General features: G+C 64.3%; 17 protein-coding genes. 7 read left to right on the plus strand and 10 right to left on the minus strand.

Going from position 1 to position 19,322, the window contains the following annotated elements:
* The first annotated feature begins 7 nt into the window (after nucleotides 1-7).
* On the plus strand, nucleotides 8-919 hold the full coding sequence (locus tag PPGU16_RS34165) for a LysR family transcriptional regulator (protein WP_180725273.1): 912 nt from the start codon (nucleotides 8-10) through the stop codon (nucleotides 917-919).
* A 6-nt stretch (nucleotides 920-925) separates the two neighbouring features.
* On the opposite strand, the gene PPGU16_RS34170 is transcribed toward PPGU16_RS34165, so the two are convergent.
* The 8 genes from PPGU16_RS34170 to PPGU16_RS34205 all read right to left on the minus strand — a co-directional run bounded on the left by PPGU16_RS34170 (nucleotide 926) and on the right by PPGU16_RS34205 (nucleotide 11,506).
* Nucleotides 926-2,302 carry an MFS transporter gene (locus PPGU16_RS34170; protein ID WP_180727168.1) on the minus strand — a complete coding sequence of 459 codons (1,377 nt, stop codon included), beginning with the start codon at nucleotides 2,300-2,302 and terminating at the stop codon, nucleotides 926-928.
* A 275-nt stretch (nucleotides 2,303-2,577) separates the two neighbouring features.
* On the minus strand, nucleotides 2,578-3,384 hold the full coding sequence (locus PPGU16_RS34175; protein WP_180725274.1) for an enoyl-CoA hydratase/isomerase family protein: 807 nt from the start codon (nucleotides 3,382-3,384) through the stop codon (nucleotides 2,578-2,580).
* 5 nt (nucleotides 3,385-3,389) lie between these two features.
* Complete coding sequence (locus PPGU16_RS34180) at nucleotides 3,390-4,985, minus strand: AMP-binding protein (RefSeq protein ID WP_180725275.1); 1,596 nt, start codon at nucleotides 4,983-4,985, stop codon at nucleotides 3,390-3,392.
* On the minus strand, nucleotides 4,978-5,514 hold the full coding sequence (locus PPGU16_RS34185; protein WP_180725276.1) for a (2Fe-2S)-binding protein: 537 nt from the start codon (nucleotides 5,512-5,514) through the stop codon (nucleotides 4,978-4,980). The genes PPGU16_RS34180 and PPGU16_RS34185 overlap by 8 nt, the downstream gene beginning before the upstream one ends.
* Nucleotides 5,511-6,332 (minus strand): FAD binding domain-containing protein, encoded by an 822-nt coding sequence (locus PPGU16_RS34190; RefSeq protein WP_180725277.1) that lies wholly within the window; start codon nucleotides 6,330-6,332, stop codon nucleotides 5,511-5,513. The genes PPGU16_RS34185 and PPGU16_RS34190 overlap by 4 nt, the downstream gene beginning before the upstream one ends.
* Nucleotides 6,329-9,379, minus strand: coding sequence for a xanthine dehydrogenase family protein molybdopterin-binding subunit (locus tag PPGU16_RS34195; RefSeq protein WP_180725278.1), 3,051 nt, complete (start codon nucleotides 9,377-9,379; stop codon nucleotides 6,329-6,331). Before PPGU16_RS34195 ends, PPGU16_RS34190 begins: the two co-directional genes overlap by 4 nt.
* The gene (locus PPGU16_RS34200; RefSeq protein WP_180725279.1) at nucleotides 9,376-10,008 is read right to left on the minus strand and encodes a UbiX family flavin prenyltransferase; all 633 of its coding nucleotides are present in this window, start codon (nucleotides 10,006-10,008) and stop codon (nucleotides 9,376-9,378) included. The genes PPGU16_RS34195 and PPGU16_RS34200 overlap by 4 nt, the downstream gene beginning before the upstream one ends.
* Nucleotides 10,001-11,506, minus strand: a complete 1,506-nt coding sequence (locus tag PPGU16_RS34205) for a UbiD family decarboxylase (protein ID WP_180725280.1) — start codon at nucleotides 11,504-11,506, stop codon at nucleotides 10,001-10,003. Before PPGU16_RS34205 ends, PPGU16_RS34200 begins: the two co-directional genes overlap by 8 nt.
* A 314-nt stretch (nucleotides 11,507-11,820) precedes the next feature.
* On the opposite strand from PPGU16_RS34205, the gene PPGU16_RS34210 reads away from it, so the two are divergent.
* From PPGU16_RS34210 to PPGU16_RS34235, 6 genes are all read left to right on the plus strand, one after another.
* The gene (locus PPGU16_RS34210; protein ID WP_180725281.1) at nucleotides 11,821-12,762 is read left to right on the plus strand and encodes a LysR family transcriptional regulator; all 942 of its coding nucleotides are present in this window, start codon (nucleotides 11,821-11,823) and stop codon (nucleotides 12,760-12,762) included.
* Nucleotides 12,763-12,849: 87 nt separating this feature from the next.
* Nucleotides 12,850-13,752 carry a LysR family transcriptional regulator gene (locus PPGU16_RS34215; protein ID WP_180725282.1) on the plus strand — a complete coding sequence of 301 codons (903 nt, stop codon included), beginning with the start codon at nucleotides 12,850-12,852 and terminating at the stop codon, nucleotides 13,750-13,752.
* A 154-nt stretch (nucleotides 13,753-13,906) separates the two neighbouring features.
* On the plus strand, nucleotides 13,907-15,232 hold the full coding sequence (locus tag PPGU16_RS34220) for an MFS transporter (RefSeq protein ID WP_180725283.1): 1,326 nt from the start codon (nucleotides 13,907-13,909) through the stop codon (nucleotides 15,230-15,232).
* Between the two features lie 46 nt (nucleotides 15,233-15,278).
* Nucleotides 15,279-16,319, plus strand: coding sequence for an amidohydrolase family protein (locus PPGU16_RS34225; RefSeq protein WP_180725284.1), 1,041 nt, complete (start codon nucleotides 15,279-15,281; stop codon nucleotides 16,317-16,319).
* On the plus strand, nucleotides 16,316-16,984 hold the full coding sequence (locus PPGU16_RS34230) for an RraA family protein (protein ID WP_180725285.1): 669 nt from the start codon (nucleotides 16,316-16,318) through the stop codon (nucleotides 16,982-16,984). The genes PPGU16_RS34225 and PPGU16_RS34230 overlap by 4 nt, the downstream gene beginning before the upstream one ends.
* Nucleotides 16,985-17,091: 107 nt before the next feature.
* The gene (locus PPGU16_RS34235) at nucleotides 17,092-17,484 is read left to right on the plus strand and encodes a hypothetical protein (protein WP_180725286.1); all 393 of its coding nucleotides are present in this window, start codon (nucleotides 17,092-17,094) and stop codon (nucleotides 17,482-17,484) included.
* A gap of 78 nt (nucleotides 17,485-17,562) precedes the next feature.
* On the opposite strand, the gene PPGU16_RS34240 is transcribed toward PPGU16_RS34235, so the two are convergent.
* Complete coding sequence (locus PPGU16_RS34240) at nucleotides 17,563-18,324, minus strand: SDR family oxidoreductase (protein WP_180725287.1); 762 nt, start codon at nucleotides 18,322-18,324, stop codon at nucleotides 17,563-17,565.
* A 42-nt stretch (nucleotides 18,325-18,366) separates the two neighbouring features.
* Nucleotides 18,367-19,209: a DMT family transporter gene (locus tag PPGU16_RS34245; protein ID WP_180725288.1), complete on the minus strand. Its 843-nt coding sequence runs from the start codon at nucleotides 19,207-19,209 to the stop codon at nucleotides 18,367-18,369.
* Nucleotides 19,210-19,322 lie beyond the last annotated feature (113 nt).

The following is a 19,322-nucleotide window of genomic DNA, read 5'->3' on the forward strand; positions in this document are numbered from 1 at the left end:
TGGCCGCATGGACCTCAAACAAATCCAGTACTTCATCGCACTCTTCGAAGACGGCTCGGTGACGCGCGCGGCAAAGCGCCTGAACATCGTCCAGCCGGCGCTCAGCATGCAGATTGCGAAACTCGAAGCGGAGCTGGGGCAGGCGCTCTTCGAACGCGGTCCGCACGGCATGACGCCCACTGATGCCGCGCGGCAGATGTATCGCCTCTACACGCCGATCATGCGCGACATCGAGCACGCGCGCGTGCAGTTGAGCCGTCAGGATGTGATCGTCACGGGACGCGTATCGCTCGGTATGGTCGCCTCGGAAACGGAAAGCGTGCTCGCCGAATCGCTGGCGAAGTTCGATGCGCTGTTTCCTCAGGTCGAGGTGTCGGTGGCCGATGGGTTCAGCGCACAGTTGATCGACGGCGTCGAAGCAGGGCGCCTCGATGCCGCGATCATCAACAAGCCGCGCGGCCGCCTCGCGCTCGACATGCAGCCGCTGCTGGTCGAAGAGATGGTGTACGTGACGGGCATGAAGTGCGTTGCCGCATTGCCAGACACCATCGATCTTTCACAGCCGCCCGCCGTCGAGCTGGTTCTGCCCACCCGACGCAACGGCCTGCGCGGCGCGCTCGACGCCGCGTTGATGGCCGCCAACATCGTCATCAAGCCGACGTTCGAAATCGATCTGCTGAGCACCATCGTGCAGTTCGTCGAACAAAGCAGCGTCGCCACGATCCTGCCGCGTGTGGTCGTGCAGCGCAAAGTGGACGAAGGCACGCTGCGCGCGCACCGCATCACGACGCCGTCGATCCTGCGGCACATCGTTCAGGTGTCGCATCCGAAGCGGCCGATCGGGCCCGCCGCGCAAGCACTCATCGACATCATCGCGGACGAAATCCGCCGCGTCACGAAGAGCGCGGCGGACGAGTGAGACCGCTCAGCTCGCGTTGCGCGTAGCGGGCTGATCGAGCCGGCCCCGTGTCTCCGGCACGATGAACGCGCCAATCAGGAAGATCACGCTGATCGCGCTGAGGAAGATCGCCAGCATGACGGGCAATTGGCTCGTTTCCTTCGCGACCAGCGAGACGAAGGTCGGCATCATGCCGCCGATCGCAAAGCCGATGTTCCATGACAGACCCGTGCCCGTCGCGCGGATCGCCGTCGGGAAACGTTCGTTGAGGAAGATCAGGATCGGCGCATAACCGGCGCTGCCCAGCGCGCTCAGCACGACGGCATAGATGCCGACGGTCACGATGTCGGTGGCCGTGGGCAGCAGCAGAAAGATGCCCGGCAGCGCGACGAGGCGGATCAGGCCGATCCAGATGAACGTCGTCTTGCGGCCGATGAACGTGCTCAGGTGTCCCGCCGCCACCGACGCGATCACGACGGCGATGCTGCAGATCATCAGGATCGCGGCGGCGGCGCCGTTGGGCGCGTGGCTCACGACCTTCAGGAACGTCGGCAGATAACCCGAGGTCAGGTAGTAGCCGCTGCCGCCGCCGATGGTCAACAGCAGGTTGACGAACAGGATCGACCGATAGTCGCGCGAGAACAGCGTTTTCAGCGGTGAGCGCACGATCTCGACGGCGGCATCGCGCGTCTGCGCCGCGGCTTTCGCGGCCTTTTCCGCGGCCAGTTTGCGCCACAGCGGCGACTCTTCGAGGCTGTTGAACACGAAGAGACCGAGCACCGAACTGATGATCCCCGTGAAGAACATGCAGCGCCAGCCCCACACGTCGAACAGATCGCCCGGAAAGAGCGACGACATCAGGAGGAAGGTCAGCGAAGCGAGCAGCGCGCCCATGCCCGCGCCACCGCCGCCGATCAGCCCCGACACGGCGCCGCGATATTTCGGCGCGACGGATTCGGTGCCGATCGTATGCGTCGACGCGACCACGCCGCCGACGAATACGCCCTGCACGAGCCGCAGAATCAGAAAGAGTACGGGCGCGACCAGGCCGACGGTATGCACGGTCGGCAGCAGGCCGAAAGCCGCCGTCGAGATGCCCACACCAACCACGGCAACGATCATCGCGCCCTTGCGTCCGTGACGGTCGGCGTACGAGCCGAACAGTGCGGAGCCGAGCGGGCGCATCAGCAGCGTGACGGCGAACGACGCGTAGACGCCTGCGAGCGACAGCATCGCGTGATCGGAAGGGAAGAACAGACGCCCGACGACGGGCGCCACGTACAAGAGCACGAACAGGTCGAACAGATCGAGGGCCCAGCCCAGACATGAGGCGAATACCGCGCCCATGACCTGCCGCTGGTCGATAGCCGGCACGGCGGCGCCGTTTTGCGCTGCTACGGACATCATTCATCTCCTTGAATGGTCACCGTCCTGTCTCTGTATCAGTCCGGTGAAAGTGGCACCTGTCGATTGCGTGCTCTGATTGGCGTTAATGAAACCGTGGGTTGAATTCGCTATGGCGTTGAAACGAGTGGCGCGGCTCGCGTCGCGCGCGTTGCATGTCGATGCTCGACCACGCGCAAGCCCTGCGCGTCGCCGCGGAAGACGGGCATCGGGTAGCGGTCGGGAATCTCGCCGGGCGCGGCGCCCGGCGGCGTGTCCTGGTCCGCTTCGATCGTTTATTTCCCGTGGAACACGGGCTTGCGCTTTGCGTGAAATGCCTCGACGCCTTCGCGGAAATCGTCGGACGAACGCAGGCGGCTATAGCAGTGGCCTTCCAGTTCGATCGCAATCGACAGCGGCGCATCTTCCGTATCGTTGAGCAGCTTCTTCGCGGTGCGTTGCGCGAGCGGCGAGAACGCGCGCAACTCGTCGACGAGCGCATCCGTGGCGGCTTCGAGTTCGGCGTCGGCGACACATTCGACGGCAATGCCCCAGTCATACGCCTGCTTGCCGGGAATGCGGCGCGAGCGCATCACGATGTCTTTCGTCCGGCCGATGCCGACCATCTGCTGCAGGCGCGCGGAACCGCCCGAACCGGGGATCTGACCGAGCTTCTGTTCGGGCAGCGCATAGAAGGTCGTGTCGGTGGCGATGCGGAAGTCACACGCGAGCGACAGCTCGAAGCCCACGCCGAAGCAGAAGCCGCGATTCGCCGCGATCACGGGCTTCGAGCAGCGCGTGGGCGCCGCGATGTTCCATGCGAGTTTCGACACAGTTTCCGGCGACGCTTCGAGAAAGCCCTTGATGTCGCCGCCGCTGGAGAAGTGCTCACCTTTCGCGCGCACGACGATGACACGCACGCGGTCGTCTTCGTCGAGGGCTTCGAAGGTGGCGCGCAACTGGTCGCGCGCATGCATCGAAATCACGTTGAACGGCGGACGGTCCAGGATGATGTCGGCGCGTTCGCGTTGGGCGTCGATCTGGACGTCGAAGCCGTCGAGGTCCTGAAGCAGCGTCTGGCCGCGATGGGTCAGGTCGGTCATGAGTGTCACTCCTTCGTGATTTCAATGTGTTGATGCAAAACGTCGACTGATGCGGCCGGGCCGCGCTCGTCGCGCAGGTATTCGCCGGCCTGGAGCTTGCGGCGCAGTATCTTGCCGACGGGAGACTTCGGTATGTCGTCGACGAACACGTAGTCGCGCGGGCGCTTGAAGTTGACGAGATCGGACGCGCGGCACCATGCGTCGAGCGTGTCGCCGTCCACGTAATCGCGGCGCTTGACGAAGGCGACCACGCGCTGTCCCCAGCGTTCGTCTTTCACGCCCGCCACGGCCACTTCGTCGACGCACGGATGCAGCGACAGCACCGATTCGATATCGACGGGCGAGATGTTCTCGCCGCCGCTGATGATCATGTCGTCGACGCGGCCGGAGACGTAGAGGTCGCCGTCTTCGTCGAAGAAGCCCGTGTCGCCCGTGAAATACCAGCCGTTGCGCAGCGACTTCGCGTTCGCATCGGGTCGGTTCCAGTAACCTTCGAAAGCTTCGTCGCCGAGCAGGTCCGCGATGATCTGGCCTTCTTCGCGCACGGCGGCGACGTCGTCGGGCGACTGCGCGTCGAGCTTCACGATGCGCAAGCGGGTGTTGATGCCCGCCCGTCCGGCGCTGCCGGGCTTGAGCGTGGCGTGCTGATCGATGCTGACCGTGTAGACCTCGGACGAACCGTAGTGGTTGACGAACAGTTCCGGCTCGAAGGCAGCCGAAAGACGTTTGAGCAAGCCATCGCTCATCGGCGCGCCCGCAAAGCCGAGCTTCGTGACGGATGACGTGTCGATATCGCCGAACGCGCGATCCGCGAGCAGATCGTGATAGAGCGTCGGCACGAGATAGAGACACGAGAGCTTGTATTGCGCAATCGAATCGAGCGCGAGGCGCGCATTCCAGCGGCGCACACAGACGAACAGACCATCGACGAGCGCCATGGAAAGCAGCGAACGCACGCCCATCGTGTGATAGAGCGGCATCACGCCGAGTGTGCGCTCGCCGTGTCGATAGAGGTTCTGCGCCACATGCGCGAGCGCTGCAGCGCGTTCGTGCCGGTGCCGGCGCGGCACGCCTTTGGCCTTGCCTGTCGTGCCTGACGTGTAGAGGATCAGCGAGTAGTCGTCGGCGGTGGCGTGCGTCGCGGCCGGTTCAAGGCTTTCATACGCGGGTTGCACTGCGAGCAGCACATCGATCGATGCGGTGCGTCCCGGCGCATCGTCCAGCGCGATACGCGGCACGTTCTGCGCGGCGGGGCTTTGCATCACGGCTTCCGCGCTGACGGGCTCGTAGACGATCGCCTTCACGCCCGCATCGCTCACGCAATAATCGAGTTCCTCGGGCTTCGCACGCCAGTTGAGCGGCACGATGACGATGCCCGCGAACTGGCAGGCCCAGTGCAGCGTCGCCATTTCCCAGCGGTTTTGCAGCACGACGAGCAGACGGTCGCCATGCGCGAGACCCAGTTCGCGCAACCCGTGCGCCGCTTGCAGAATCAGCCGGTGCCATTGCGCGTAAGTGGCGCGAAACTCGCCATCGACGAGCGCCAGCGCATTCGGACTGCGCTCCACGCTTTGCAGAAACGTGCGGCCGAGATCAAGCATGTTCGGCCTCCGTGTCCGCGCACTGCGCCTTGCGCCGCGCCGCGCAGTCGAGCACCGCGGCGACGATCGGCGTATAGCCCGTACAGCGGCAGATGTGGCCCGAGAGCATCTCGCGCACCTGTGCTTCCGTCGGATCGGGCACGCGCTGTAAAAAGTCCGCACACGACATCAGGATGCCCGCCGTGCAGAAGCCGCACTGCAACGCGTGATGACGCGAGAACGCCTGTTGCAGATCGCCGAGCGTCTGCGCGGGCGCGAGCCCTTCGACGGTATCGACGCGCCGTCCATCGGCTTGTACCGCGAGCATCAGGCACGAGCGGGCCGCGACGCCATCGACATGCACGGTGCACGCGCCGCACACGCCATGTTCGCAGCCGACGTGCGTGCCCGTTGCGCCGAGTTCATGGCGCAGGAAGTCGGACAACAGTTCGCGGGTTTCGCAATGACCGCCGCGTTCGCGGCCATTGAGCGTCAGCGTGACGGCGTGCTGCTCGCCGTGCCGCATGACGTGGGGTGTGGACTTGCTCACTTGGCCTCCTCGATCACGCGCCATCCGAGTTCACGTACCAGATGACGGCGGTACTTCGCGCTGATATGCGCATCGTCCTGCGCGCCCAGTTTCCAGCTCAAATCGTTCAATGCGCCACGCAGGTCGTCGCCTTGCAGGCGCGGCCAGGTTTCGACCTTCGGCCGGTCCGCGACGCCGCCCACGGCGATCCGTATCGCGTCGTCCGTGACGACGGCGGCGCATGCGACCATCGCGAAGTCGCCGTGACGTGCCGAGCATTCCGTGAACCCGAAGCGCTCGCCCGGCTGCTTCAGCGGGAAGCGCACCGCTTCGACGAGTTCGTCCGGCTCGCGCGCCGTCATCAACATGCCCTGAAAGAAGTCGCTTGCCGACAGCACGCGTTGTTTCTTTTTCGAGCGCAGCAATACCTCGCCGCCGAGCGCCGTCAACACGAGCGGCAACTCCGCGCTCGGGTCGGCATGCGCGATCGAGCCGCACACGGTGCCGCGATTGCGGATCTGAAAGTGCGAGATGTGCGGGAAGGCCATCGCCAGCAACGGCACTTCGTCGTGCAGCGTCGCGCGCCATTCGACGCTGCCTTGCGTCGCCGCCGCGCTCACGACCAGACGCCGCGCATCGCGATCTACCCGCACCGCGTTCAGTTCGTCGGTGCGCGAGATGTCGACGAGTACGCGCGGCTGCGCGAGCCGCATGTTCAGCACGGCCATCAGCGATTGGCCGCCTGCCAGCACGCGGGCGTCTTCGCCGCTTTGCGCGAGCATCTCGAGCGCTTCATGCGTGGTCTTCGCGCGAACGTAGTCGAAGGCTGCGGGCTTCATGCTTGCCTCCTGAAGCGTGCAAAGAGACGCCGGAACAGCCGCGCGAGCGACGAACCGTCCGTTGAGAGCGGTTGACCCGCCGCCTGTCGTCCGAGCGCCTCGAATAGTTGCCGTAACACGACCTTTGCCGCGCCTTCGAGCATGCGTCCGCCGACGGCTGCGACCTTGCCTGACACCTGGGCTTCGTAGTCGTACGTGAGGCGCGTACCGTTGGCAGTCGGCGCAAGTTCGACCAGCCCGTTGCCGCGCGCGCTGCCGAGCGGCGAAATGCCCGCGCCCGCCAGCCGCAACCGATGCGGCGCATCGATCTCGGACAAGCCGATACGCGCCTCGAAACGCGCCTTGATCATGCCGACGCCGATCGTCACGTCTGCGCGGTACTGGTTCGGTCCCGTCGCTTCGAGCGCGTGGCAGCCGGGAATGACCTTCGCCAGCGCGGTGGGATCGAGCAGCACCGCAAAGATCGCTTCGGGCGTGGCGGGCAGATCGACGGTGCCTTGCGCGGTGAGCGCACGTCCGCCGCCGGGCGTCGCGGGCTTCGATGTCGCTGCTTCGCGATACTCGGGCCGCGAAGGTTCGGGATCGTCGATGCCGATCAGCGCCATCACCTTCGAAGGCGTGAGCGGCAAGCGGATATCGTCGATGCCGAGCGCGTCCGCGACCGCGTTGGCGATGCACACGGGCGTGCTCATGTTGTTGCCTTCGCCCAGGCCTTTTGCGCCGAGCGGCGTGAACGGCGAGGGCGTTTCCAGATGGACGATCAGCGGATCGGGGACTTCGCACGTGGTCGGCATCAGATAGTCGGCGAGCGTGCCCGACTGGAAGCTGCCGTCCGCGCCATAGCGGAACTCTTCGAGCAATGCCGCGCCGAGACCCTGCGCGAACGCGCCGCGAATCTGGCCATCGGCGAGCGCGGGGTTCAACAGCGTGCCGGCATCATGCGCCGTTACATACCGGTCGATGCGCACATGGCCCGTCGCGCGGTCCAGTTCGATGCCGCACATGTCGAATGCAAAGCCGTAGGCCGCCGAGGTATTGATGCGGTCGTTCTCATCCGGTGCGTCCATATGCGGCGGCGACCAGAACACGGTCTCGCGCAAGCCCGGCTCTTCGCCATCGGGCAGCAGCGCGGGCGCCCAGTGCGGCGCATTGCTCGCGGCGCGGCCGAACGGCAGTGCGCGCTCTTCAGCATCCTTCGGAAAGATGCGCGCGCCTTCGAAGCGCACGTCATCGGGTACGCAGCCGAACTGCTTCGCAAGGACCCGCGCGAGCTTGTCGCGCACACGCATCGCGGCCAGATGCACGGTGCCTGCGACCGCACCAGCAAAGCGGCTGGAGTAATTGCCCGATGCGACGGACCATGCATCCTTGTGCGTATCGAACTCGACATTGACGACGATGTCTTTCGGATCGAGGCCGAGCACGTCGGCCACGACCTGCGCGCACACGGTCATATGCCCTTGCCCCGCGGGCGTCGATGCGATCGTCACGTTCACGCCGCCAAGCAGATCGACGCTCACGGTCGCGCTCGCAATCGCGCCGTTCTTGGGACCGGCTTTCTTGCGTGCTTCGGCGGGCATCACGGTCGTGATGTAGCCCATGTTCGACACCGACGGTTCGACGATGGCCGCGAAGCCGATGCCATAGAGCCGGCCTTGCTTGCGCGCGGCGTCGCGGCGCGCGACCAGTTCCGCATGGCCGCCATCCGACAGCGCGCGCCGCAGCGCTTCCTGATAGTTGCCTGAATCGAGCAGCGCGCCCGCTGCCGCCCGATACGGAAAGGCATCGGCGGACACGAAATTGCGGCGATAGACGTCGAGCACGTCGAGATTCAACTCGATGGCAATGCGCTGGATCAGCCGTTCGAGCGCGAAATACACCTGCGGGCCGCCGAAACCGCGCACGAGCCCCGTGGGCGTTTTGTTGGTCAGCACGACGCGGTTGCGCACCAGCAGATTCGGGATCGCGTAGGCGCCCGTCAGGCAGCCGTGCATCCGGTAGAACGTGGCGGGCTCGGGCGCGCGCACGTAGCCGCCGCAGTCTTCCAGTTGATCGTAGGAGAGGGCGGTGATGCGGCCGTCGCTTTCGACGGCGGCTTCGATCGTCGACAGCCGTGCCGTCGCGGACGTGGCCGCGCTCAGATGTTCGAGCCGGTCCTCGACCCACTTGACGGGGGCGCCCGCCTTGCGCGACGCGAGGCACATCAGCACGACATACGGAAACACCGCCTGCTTCACGCCGAAGCTGCCGCCCGAGTCGCGCGGGGCCTTGTGACGCAAGCGGTTCGCGGGCACGTTCAAGGCCATCGCCATGACGGCGTGCAGCGAGAACGGGCCCATGAAATTCGACGTGACGTCGTAGCCTTCGTCGCCCGACAGATATTCCGCGATCACGACGCCGCATTCGATCGGCGCGCACGAGTTGCGCGGATAGTGCGTAACGACCTTCACGCGATGCGCAGCCTGCTCGAAGGCCGCCTCGGGCTCGCCGTAGCGGAAGTGCCGGTCGCTGATCACGTTGGTGCCGACGCGCTCGTGCAGAACGGGCGCGTCGTCGCGCATCGATTGCTCGATCGACGTAACAGGATCGAGCTGCGCGTAGTCCACTTTGATGAGATCGAGTGCGTCTTCGGCGAGCGCGCGCGATTCCGCCATCACGACGGCCACCGGCTCGCCGACATAGCGCACGCGATCCATCGCCAGCGCCCATTGCTCCATCGGCGACTTCACGCCGACCACGAAGGGGCGCGACCATGGGCGCAGATCGTCGCGCGTCAGCACGGCGCGTACGCCGGGCAGCTTCTCTGCGGCGCTTGCATCGATCGAAACGAGTTCAGCGTGCGCATGCGGCGAGCGCAGCACGGCGGCGTGCAGCGTGCCCGGCTTCACGCCGATGTCGTCGCCATAGCGGCCGCGGCCCGTCAGGATCGCCGGGTCTTCGAGCCGCTGCATCGGACGGCCGACATGTTTCGCTGTGCGTGCCTGCGTGGCCTCGTCGCGCTCCGCAACGATAGGGGCTTCGGCAACGTTCATGTCGCGCTGGTTCATCGATCGGCTCCATCATCGTCGCGGCGGCTCGCAAATTCATCGGCGAGACCGCTCCAGCGCTTTACGATCTCGCGATGCTCGATGGCGAACAGATCCAGAATGCGTCCAACGGTGTGATCGACAACGTCTTCGATGGTCTTCGGATGCGCGTAGAAAGCGGGCACGGGCGGCATCACGATGGCGCCCATTTCGGTGGCCAGCGTCATGTTGCGCAAGTGCGCGAGGTTGAGCGGCGTTTCGCGCGCAACCAGCACGAGGCGACGGCGCTCCTTGAGCATCACGTCGGCGGCGCGCGTCAACAGGTTGTCCGCGAAGCCGTTCGCGACGCTGGCGAGCGTTTTCATCGAGCAGGGCGCAATCACCATGCCTTCCGTCACGAACGAGCCGCTCGCGATGGTTGCGCCGATGTCGCGCACGCTATGGACGACATCCGCGAGTCCGTCGAGATCGCTGCGCGTGAGGCCCAGTTCCTGCGCTGCCGTGATGGCGCCCGACGCCGACACGATCAGATGCGTCTCGTGCGTGCCGAGTCGACGCAGCGCGGCGAGCAGGCGCACGCCGATCATCGCGCCGCTTGCGCCCGATATGCCGACCACGATGCGTGGCTTGCGGGTAGCGCGCTCAGTCATGATGGCGAGCCAGCCAGGCGTCGAACGCGGCGTTATCCGTGGCGACGAGAGCGTCGAGATCGACCGTGTCTTCGCCCGGAATCCGCACACGCGTGAACACATGGGCGGAATAGACGACGGGCCGCGTCGCGTCGAGCCCCATCTTCGCGCTGACGCCTTGCAGATGCGGCGGTGCGTCGTCGGGCTGACCGACGGTCGTCGACGGATCGAGGGGCGAGCCTTGCGCGCCGTCGATCACGATGAGATCGCGATCGGCCTGGAAGCGCGTCGCGATGGCCCATTCGATTTCAGCGGGATCATGCACGTCCACATCCGTATCGACGACGACCACCTGCTTGATATCGTAGTGCGCGCCGAACGCGCACAGAATCACGTTTTTCGCTTCGCCTTCGCGCTTCTTGTCGAACTGGATCCACAGGTGATAACGGCACACGCCGCCCACCGACAGATGCACGTCCTTCACGCCGGGATGGCTGCGTTGAAGGTGAGCAAGCAGCGTCGCTTCACGCGGAATGCCGCCGAGCAGCAAATGCTCCATTTCCGCGGGGACGATGGTATGAAAAATCGGGTCGCGCCGATGTGTGACGGCCGTGACCTCGATCACCTCGCGCGCTTCCTTCGCGCTGTAGTACTTCGGGAACTCGCCGAACGGGCCTTCGGGCTCGCGCACGTCCGGCAGGATGCGTCCTTCGATCACGATCTCCGCGAACGCGGGCACGTGCACGCCGTTCGTCACGCACTGCACGACGGGCAGCGGCGCGCCTTGCAACGCACCGGCTATTTCCAGTTCATCGTGATCGATGGGCGTGATGGCTTGCGAGGCGAGCATCGTCAGCGGATCGACGCCGATGGCGATGGCGACGTCGAGCGCGTCGCCGTCTGCTTCGGCGGCCTTCTGGAACGCGTGCAGATGGCGCGGCAACAGAAGAATCGCCATGCGGTCGCGGCCATGCACCTGAATGCGGTTGATCGACACGTTCTGCACACCGGTGCGCGGATTGCGCGCAATCACGAGGCCCGCCGTAATGTAAGGGCCGTTGTCGTGTTCGCTGTGGGTCGGAATCGGCAACAGCGCGTGCAGGTCGATTGCATCTGTATGAACGATCTGCTGACAGGCCGCCTCAGCGCGTGCGACCTGCTGCGACGCGATGGGCGCGTCGGCGGCATCGCGAAAGCGCGTGAGCAAGGCATGTTCCTCGACGCCCATTGCCTCCGCGATCCACGCGCGCTTCGACATGAAGCCACTCACCACGGGCATGTCGTGGCGGCCCGGCCGCGTGAAGAACGCAGCCTGCGTGCCGTCGAGGCGCTTGGCGACAGCGGCCAGTTCGTGTTCGAGCGCGATGGGGCCGTCGATCGTCGCGAGACGCCCCGTACGGGCCAGATGCGCGAGCCAGCCGCGCAGCGTGAGCACGCCCGAAGGCTCGGCCCACGTGCGGGGCGGCGAAAACGACGTGGCCGACAAGGCGCCTTGGGTCGCGGCGTCGCGAGTGTTCATCTGCGTCTCCATCCATTACCGCCTCTTCGATGCGTCCGATGCGAATCGGATCGAGAGGACATGGAGGCAAGCGTAGCGACAACACGGTATAAGTTCTAATACTGATTTTTGATGCTTTGGATCATCGTTGCTGATATCAGTGTTAGCCCCGATGACGTCCGCCTTACAGGGCGATATCAATACACACGCCTCGTGCCGCCTTGTGCGCAGGGACGTTGCCACGGCATGCCCAGCGAGGCTTTCGGATATGGACTGATGAAACGGATGGCTGTCATTAGTCGCCGTGATAACGCGCTGCCGGGATCATCCCAGTCATGGACCTCAAGCAAATCCAGTATTTCATCGCGTTGTTCGAAGACGGCTCGGTCACACGCGCGGCCAAGCGGCTGAACATCGTGCAGCCCGCGCTCAGCATGCAGATCGCGAAGCTGGAGGAGGAGTTGCACCAGCAACTTTTCGATCGCGGCGCGCACGGCATGGCGCCCACTGCGGCGGGGCGGCTGATGTACCGGCTGTTTCTGCCCATCATGCGCGACCTCGCGCACGCGCGGCAGCAACTCGTGCAGCGCGATGAAGTGGTGACGGGGCATGTGGGGATCGGGCTGATCGCGTCGGTGACGGAAAGCGTGCTCGCGGATTCGCTGGCGCGGTTTCATGCGCGCTATCCGCATGTCGAGGTCACGGTGGCCGACGGCTACAGCGCAACGTTCATCGATTGGGTGTCGGGCGGTCAGCTCGACGCCGCGCTGATCAACAAACCGCGCGCGCGACTATCGCTCGACTCGCAGCCGCTGCTCGACGAGGAGATGGTGCTCGCGACCAGCGTCGCGCATGGGCCGGAATTGCCGCATTCGATCGAACTCGCGCAACTGCACGAACTGGAACTCGTATTGCCCACTAAACGCAACGGTTTGCGCGGCGTGCTCGATACGGCGGCGCAACATGAAGACGTGATGCTCGCACCGCGCTTCGAAATCGATGTGCTGTCAACCATCGTCGCGCTCGTCGAGAAAACGCGCTTCGCGACAATATTGCCGCGTATCGTGGTCGGACGCGCAGTGCGTGAGGGGACGCTGCGCGCGTATCCGATCCTCGCGCCGCGCATCGTGCGGCATATCGTGCGCGTGAGCCATCCGCGCCGGCCCCTCAGCGCCGCGGCAGAAGCGCTAATTGCGATCATCGCCGACGAGTTGCGGCAGGTGTCCAGCGCGATGGATGTGGGCGTGCCCGTGACGTCGAAGGAAGCGGCTGGCTGAGCACGAAGGTGCGATGGTATGGATCGCGCGGCCTGCGAAGCATGTCATGATGTCGACGCCCAACGTTCCAACGCAACGATTCGACCGATGAACCTCAGAGCGCTTCAATGTTTCGTGACGCTCGCTGAAGAGCTGAACTTCAGCCGCGCCGCCGAGCGTCTGCATATTGCGCAACCCGCGCTCAGCCAGCAGATCCGCGCATTGGAAGACCGGCTCGGCACACAACTGATCGACCGCACGCGCCGGCCGCTGCGACTCACGGAGGCCGGGCAGTACCTGTGCACCGAGGCGAAACAGATCCTCGGCTCGCTGGAACAGGCGACGCTCGGTGCGACCGAAATCGGCATGGGCCGGCGCGGCTGGCTGAGTGTCGGCTTCACGCGCTCGGCGATGTACAGCATCCTGCCGCCTGCGCTGAAGGCCTTTCATCGCGAGTTTCCGCAGGTCGAACTGAAGCTCTATGAAATGCTCACCGACGAACAAAGCGACGCGCTGCGCGACATGCGCATTCACGTCGGTATAGGGCGACAGCCGCTCGCGATGTCGGGCTACACGTCGCGCGTACTGTTGCGCGAGCAGCTCGTCGTCGTGATGGCGCTCGATCATCCGCTAGCAAAACGAAAGAAAGTCAAAATCGCCGAACTCGCCGATACGCCGTTGATCCTGTATCCGAAGCATCAGAATGCGCAGTACAAGCGCTCGGTGCTGTCGCTGTATCGGGATGCGGGCGTGACGCCGTTCATCGCCCATCAGGCTTACGAAATACAGACGGCGATTGCGCTCGTCGCGGCGGGGCTGGGCGTGACGGTGGTGGGGGAATCGGTTGCGCGGCATGGACGTACGGATGTCGTGTACCGCCACCTGGAAGGGCCGGGCTCGGCGCAGCGTTCGACCCTCGCCGCTACCTATCGCGACGACGACACGTCGCCGCATCTGCTCGCATTCTTACGCTGCCTTCCGCCGCCGCTCGCCGACAACGGCACACTATAAGACGATCGTTATACAAGCATAAGCATCTCGTCTTGGACTTCCTGGCTGCGCATTCCTACCATCGAACAGGTAGCTGACGCTGTGGCTTGGACCACCGCGCTCAGTCCACTGGAATGAAGCGACCGCAGTGTCGCGCGCTCAGGAAGGAGACAGCATGACTCGTATCGACGAAGCAGCGACCATGCGAAAAGTGTACGGGCGCCTGATGCCCTTGCTCTTCGCGATGATGTTCTTCAACTATCTCGACCGCATCAACATCGGCTTTGCAGCCCTCGATATGAACAACGACATGGGCTTCAGTCCTGCCGTGTTCGGCTTCGCGGGGAGTATTTTCTTCGTCGGATACATGTTGCTCGAAGTCCCGAGCAATCTGCTGTTGCATCGCGTCGGCGCGCGCCGGTGGATTGCGCGCATCCTGCTCACGTGGGGCGCGGTGGCAGCCGCCACGGCATTCGTGTTCAACGACACCAGCTTCTACGTGCTGCGCTTTCTGCTCGGCGTGATGGAAGCGGGCTTCCTGCCCGGGGTCGCCGTCTATCTGACCAAGTGGTTTCCCGAACGCTACCGGGCGCGCGCGGTCGGCGGATACATCATTGCGGGCTCGTTTTCGGCGGTGCTCGGCGGTCCGATCTCGACGACGCTGATGACCTACGCGAACGGCGTGCTCGGGTTGCACGGCTGGCAATGGATGTTCATTCTCGAAGGCGTGCCGGCGATGCTGCTCGGCCTCGTGACGCTGCGCATCATGACCGAGCGTCCCGCTGACGCTGCGTGGCTCAGCGACGACGAGAAGCGCTGGCTCGAATCGACGCTCGCTGCGGAACGCGAGGCGCTCGGCGGTCACAGGCATGTTTCTTTTCTGCGCGTAGCGGGCGATATCCGCGTATGGAGCCTCGCCTGTCTGTTCGGCTGTGCGCTGGTGGGCATCTATGGCCTGTTTTTGTGGCTGCCGCAGATCGTCAAGAGCCTTGGTCATCTGAGCAATATCGAAGTCGGCTTTCTTTCCGCGGCGCCGCCGCTGCTCGGCGTGCTGGGCACGTTCCTGATCAGCCGCAGTTCCGACCGTTCCGGCGATCGCAAGAAGCACCTCGCATTCGTGTATGGCGCGAGCGCGATTGCTATCGCGGGCAGTGCTTACGCGCCGAATCCCGTGATCGCTTATGCGCTGCTGTGCGTGACGGGTCTCTTTATTTATGCGGGTAATCCGCTGTTCTGGAGCCTCGCGTCGTCGTTCCGGACAGGCGCAGCAGGCGCCGCAACGATCGCGCTGATCAACACGATCGCGCAATTCGGCGGACTGGTGGGGCCGTGGAGCATCGGACTGGTGCGCCGCGCGACGGGCAATTTCTCGCTGGCGTTGCTGACCATCGCTGCGTTTCTCGTGATCGCAACGATCATCGCGCTCGTCATGCGTGTCACGCCGCCGGAGGAGGGCGCGGCTTCGGCCCTCGCGAACGGCGATGCTGCGACGGGAAGCTAATCGCGTTTATCGCAGGTTCATCGTAAAGACTCAAAGGGTTCGCTACATGATCATCGATTGCCACGGTCATTACACGACGTCGCCACGAACGCATGAGGCGTGGCGCGCGAAGCAGATTGCCGCGATGAGGGACGGCACGCCTGTGCCGCCGCGTCCCGTCATCACCGATGACGAGATCCGCGACAGCATCGAAACGGGACAGCGCCGCATTCAGCGCGAGCGCGGCACCGACCTCACGATCTTCTCGCCGCGCGCTGCGGGCATGGGTCATCATCTCGCCGGCGCAGAGGCGAATGCCGTCTGGTCCAGCGAATGCAATGACCTCGTGCACCGCGTCTGCTCGCTGTTTCCGAGGCATTTCGTCGGCGTGTGCCAGCTGCCGCAGGCGCCAGGCGTGTCGCCCTCGAACAGCATTGCCGAACTGCGTCGCTGCGTGCAGGAGCTTGGTTTTATCGGCTGCAATCTGAATCCGGATCCGTCGGGCGGGCACTGGTCCGGTCCGCCGCTCACCGATCGCTTCTGGTATCCGTTATACGAAGCCATGGTGGAACTCGACGTGCCCGCGATGATTCACGTGTCGTCGTCGTGCAATCCGAATTTTCATGCGACGGGCGCGCATTACATCAACGGCGATACGTCCGTGTTCATGCAGTTGCTCACCGCCGATCTGTTCGCGGACTTTCCAACGCTTCGGTTCATCATTCCTCATGGCGGCGGCGCCGTGCCTTATCACTGGGGGCGTTATCGCGGGCTCGCGCAGGACATGAAGCGGCCGTTGCTGCGCGACTATCTGCTCAAAAACGTGTTCTTCGATACCTGCGTCTATCATCAGCCCGGCGCTGAACTGCTCGCGAAAGTGATTCCCGTCGAGAACATTCTTTTCGCCTCTGAAACCATCGGCGCAGTGCAGGGCATCGATCCCGAGACGGGGCACTACTACGACGACACGCGGCGCTATATCGATGCAATCGCATGGTTGAGCGACGCGGACCGGCAACGCATCTATGAAGACAACGCGCGGGCGGTGTATGCACGTCTCACCGCGCAACTCGACAAACAACTGGCAATGGATGGGGCGACGATATGAATCCAATTGGCTGGCGCGAATATGAATCGGCGCCGCAAGCGAGCCCTGCAACGCTGGCTGCGTTGCGCGAGCTTGCCGTGTCGCTGCTCAGCGACAACATGGCGCGTGCAAGCGGAATCGTGGGCTTGCAGGCGTATCACAGGCCGCATGCGATGGCAGGCACAGCGGTGACGGTGCGCACGCGCGGCGGCGACAATCTCGCGATCCATCGTGCGTTCGATTTTTGCAGGCCCGGCGATGTGCTCGTGATCGACGGCGGCGGCGAGCTGACGCAGGCACTAATGGGCGACATCATGGCGAGCTATGCGGAGAGCCTGGGCGTGCAGGGGCTCGTGATCGACGGTGCGATACGCGATGTCGGCGCGCTGCGTCAACGGGCGTTTCCGGTGTATGCGCGGGGCGTCACGCATCGCGGGCCGTACAAGAATGGCCCCGGCGAAATCAATGTGCCTGTGACGGTTGGGCGGATGGTGGTCAATCCGGGCGACATTATCGTTGGCGATGAAGATGGACTTCTGGCGATCGCGCCTTCGGATGTAGAAAGCGTGATCGAAGGCGCGCGCAAGCAGGGGGCCAAGGAAGAGGCTGCGTTGCGATCCATTGCCGAAGGCCGGTTCGACCGTTCATGGGTGATGCCGCATCGCGACCGGATGATGAACGGGTGATGAACCGGTGATATCCGGGCAAGCGGCGCGGCGTGGTTGCGCGAGTTGAGGTATAAGGGACGCTCGCGCCGTCGGCGTCGAATCAACCCGGAAACAGGCAATATTTCATGACACCCTATGTGGACGCTGCGGCGCTTGTCGCGCTGGCGCAGCGCGCTGAAGAGAACGGCTCGGCGCCTTGCTCCTGCACGAAAACGCCGCTGGATGGATGGCAATCGCAGCCGCTTTCGCTCGATGAAAGCCAACTCGTCGAGGTGGCTACGCTCATGCGCGAGGATGATCCTGAGCCTACGTTTGCAGAGTATCGGCCGGATAACGTTCAGTACTGGTCGCCGGATGCACCGATCGCGCCGCGATACTTTCCGTATAACCGTTGCGGCGTGTGGGAGTGTTCGGCGTGCGGGCGGCTGTATTTGCGCTATACGGAAGGTGGCGGGTATTTCGTGGACCGGCGGATTCGGGCGCTCAAGGCGGGGTTGGTGGAGGATGTGGCGGTTTGAGGGGAGGGTAGAGGCTTGAATCGCTGAAGGCCACTGCCGTTCTCCCGGCGCGCCGCCTCTATCGCCGGACCCGGTTGCTCACTTGCCGCCCGTGACATCGAGAAACGTGCCGGTGATGAAGGACGCCTCCGCGCTCGCCAGCCACAGAATTGCCCGCGCGACCTCTTCGGGCTGCCCCCCTCTGCCCATCGGGATTGTGTCCTTGACGCGATCCACCCGACCTGGTTCTCCGCCGCTAGCATGCATGTCAGTGTAGATGTGCCCGGGGCGAATGCAGTTGACGCGTATCCCGTCCCGCGCGACTTCTTTTGCAAAACCGGTGGTGAATGTCTCGACGGCGCCCTTCGAAGCAGCGTAGTCGACATATTCGTTTGGACTGCCGAGCCGGGCCGATGCCGATGAGATGTTGATGACGGAGCCGCCCCGTCCATTGTGACGCGTCGACATCCGCTTCACCGCTTGCTGCGCACACAGGATAGGGCCGATCGAGTTGACCGCGAAGATGCGCTGCATCCGCTCGAATCCGAGATCCTCGAGTCGGGATTGCTGCGCAATGATCGCGGCGTTGTTGACCAGCACGTCGATCCGGCCGAACTTCGCGTCGATCGCGGCGAATAGCCGGGCGACCTGTTCGGGGTCGGCGCTGTCCGCGCGCACGGCCAAAGCGCGGCGCCCGAGCGCTTCCACATCGGCCGCTACCGCAAGGGCCGTTGACTCGTCGTTGACGAAGCTTATCGCTACGTCATAGCCTTGCCCGGCAGCAAGCCGGGCCGTCGCCGCGCCTACGCCACGCCCCCCGCCCGTTATCAGAATCAGCGGTGTCTGAGCGACAGCATTCATCGAGTGAACCTCCATGTGATGTTGAAATAGCGATAAGGCAGGTCAGAGTCCCAGACAAACGGCTCCCGCCGCGACGACCACGCAGGCGACCCAGCGCGTGCCACTGACCGTTTCGCGCAAGAACACCCGTCCGATCAGCACCGCGAAGACCACGCTGGTCTCGCGCAACGCCGATACCGCGCCCATCGCGCCCGACTGCAGCGCCCAGATCACGATGCCATACGCCGCAATCGACACCAGCCCACCGGCGAGCGACGAGCCGACCGATAGCGGCTCGGAACGTAACGGCATCCATAGCGGCGCGACCCCTCGCGCTGCGACGAACAGCACCGGCATCAGCCAGTAGAACAGGAACATCCACGCGGTGTAGGCGAGCGGCTGCCCATCGGACAATCTCACGCCAATGCCGTCGATCACGGTATAGAGCGCGATCGTCGCACCCGTCGTTAGCGCGGCCAGCGTCCCCGCGCGCGACACGCGACGCCCCTGCAGCGCGATTACGATGATGCCGCCCGAGATCATCGCGATCCCGAGCGCGTGCAGCGCGCCGATCGCCTCATGCGCGAAAAGCGCCGCGCCGAGCGTAACGAGCAGCGGCGATGAGCCCCGCGCGATCGGATACGCCTGCGCCAGATCGTTGCGGCGATACGAACGCACGAGGCTCACGTTGTAGAGGACATGCACGAGCCCCGATGCGACGATGCATGGCCACGAAGCGCGGGCGGGCGGCGGAAGCGAGAGCACGACGAAGGTGGAGACCACCGCGATGGAGATGCTCATCCACGTCATGGATAGAAAGCGGTCGCGGTTGCCGTGCAGCATCGCGTTCCAGCTCGCATGGAGCAGCGCAGCGAAAAGCACGATACCGCCGGTGTAACTGAGCATGCGTGTTCGGGGCCGGAAAGAGAGCGGGGATTGCATCGGCGATGCAGCAGAAAGGATATCTATCCTGGGGCGGTCCAACAAACCAGATAAATTGCCGGATCGCGTTAGATAAT

The sequence above is a fragment of the Paraburkholderia largidicola genome (assembly GCF_013426895.1).
Taxonomy (GTDB): Bacteria; Pseudomonadota; Gammaproteobacteria; order Burkholderiales; family Burkholderiaceae; genus Paraburkholderia; species Paraburkholderia largidicola.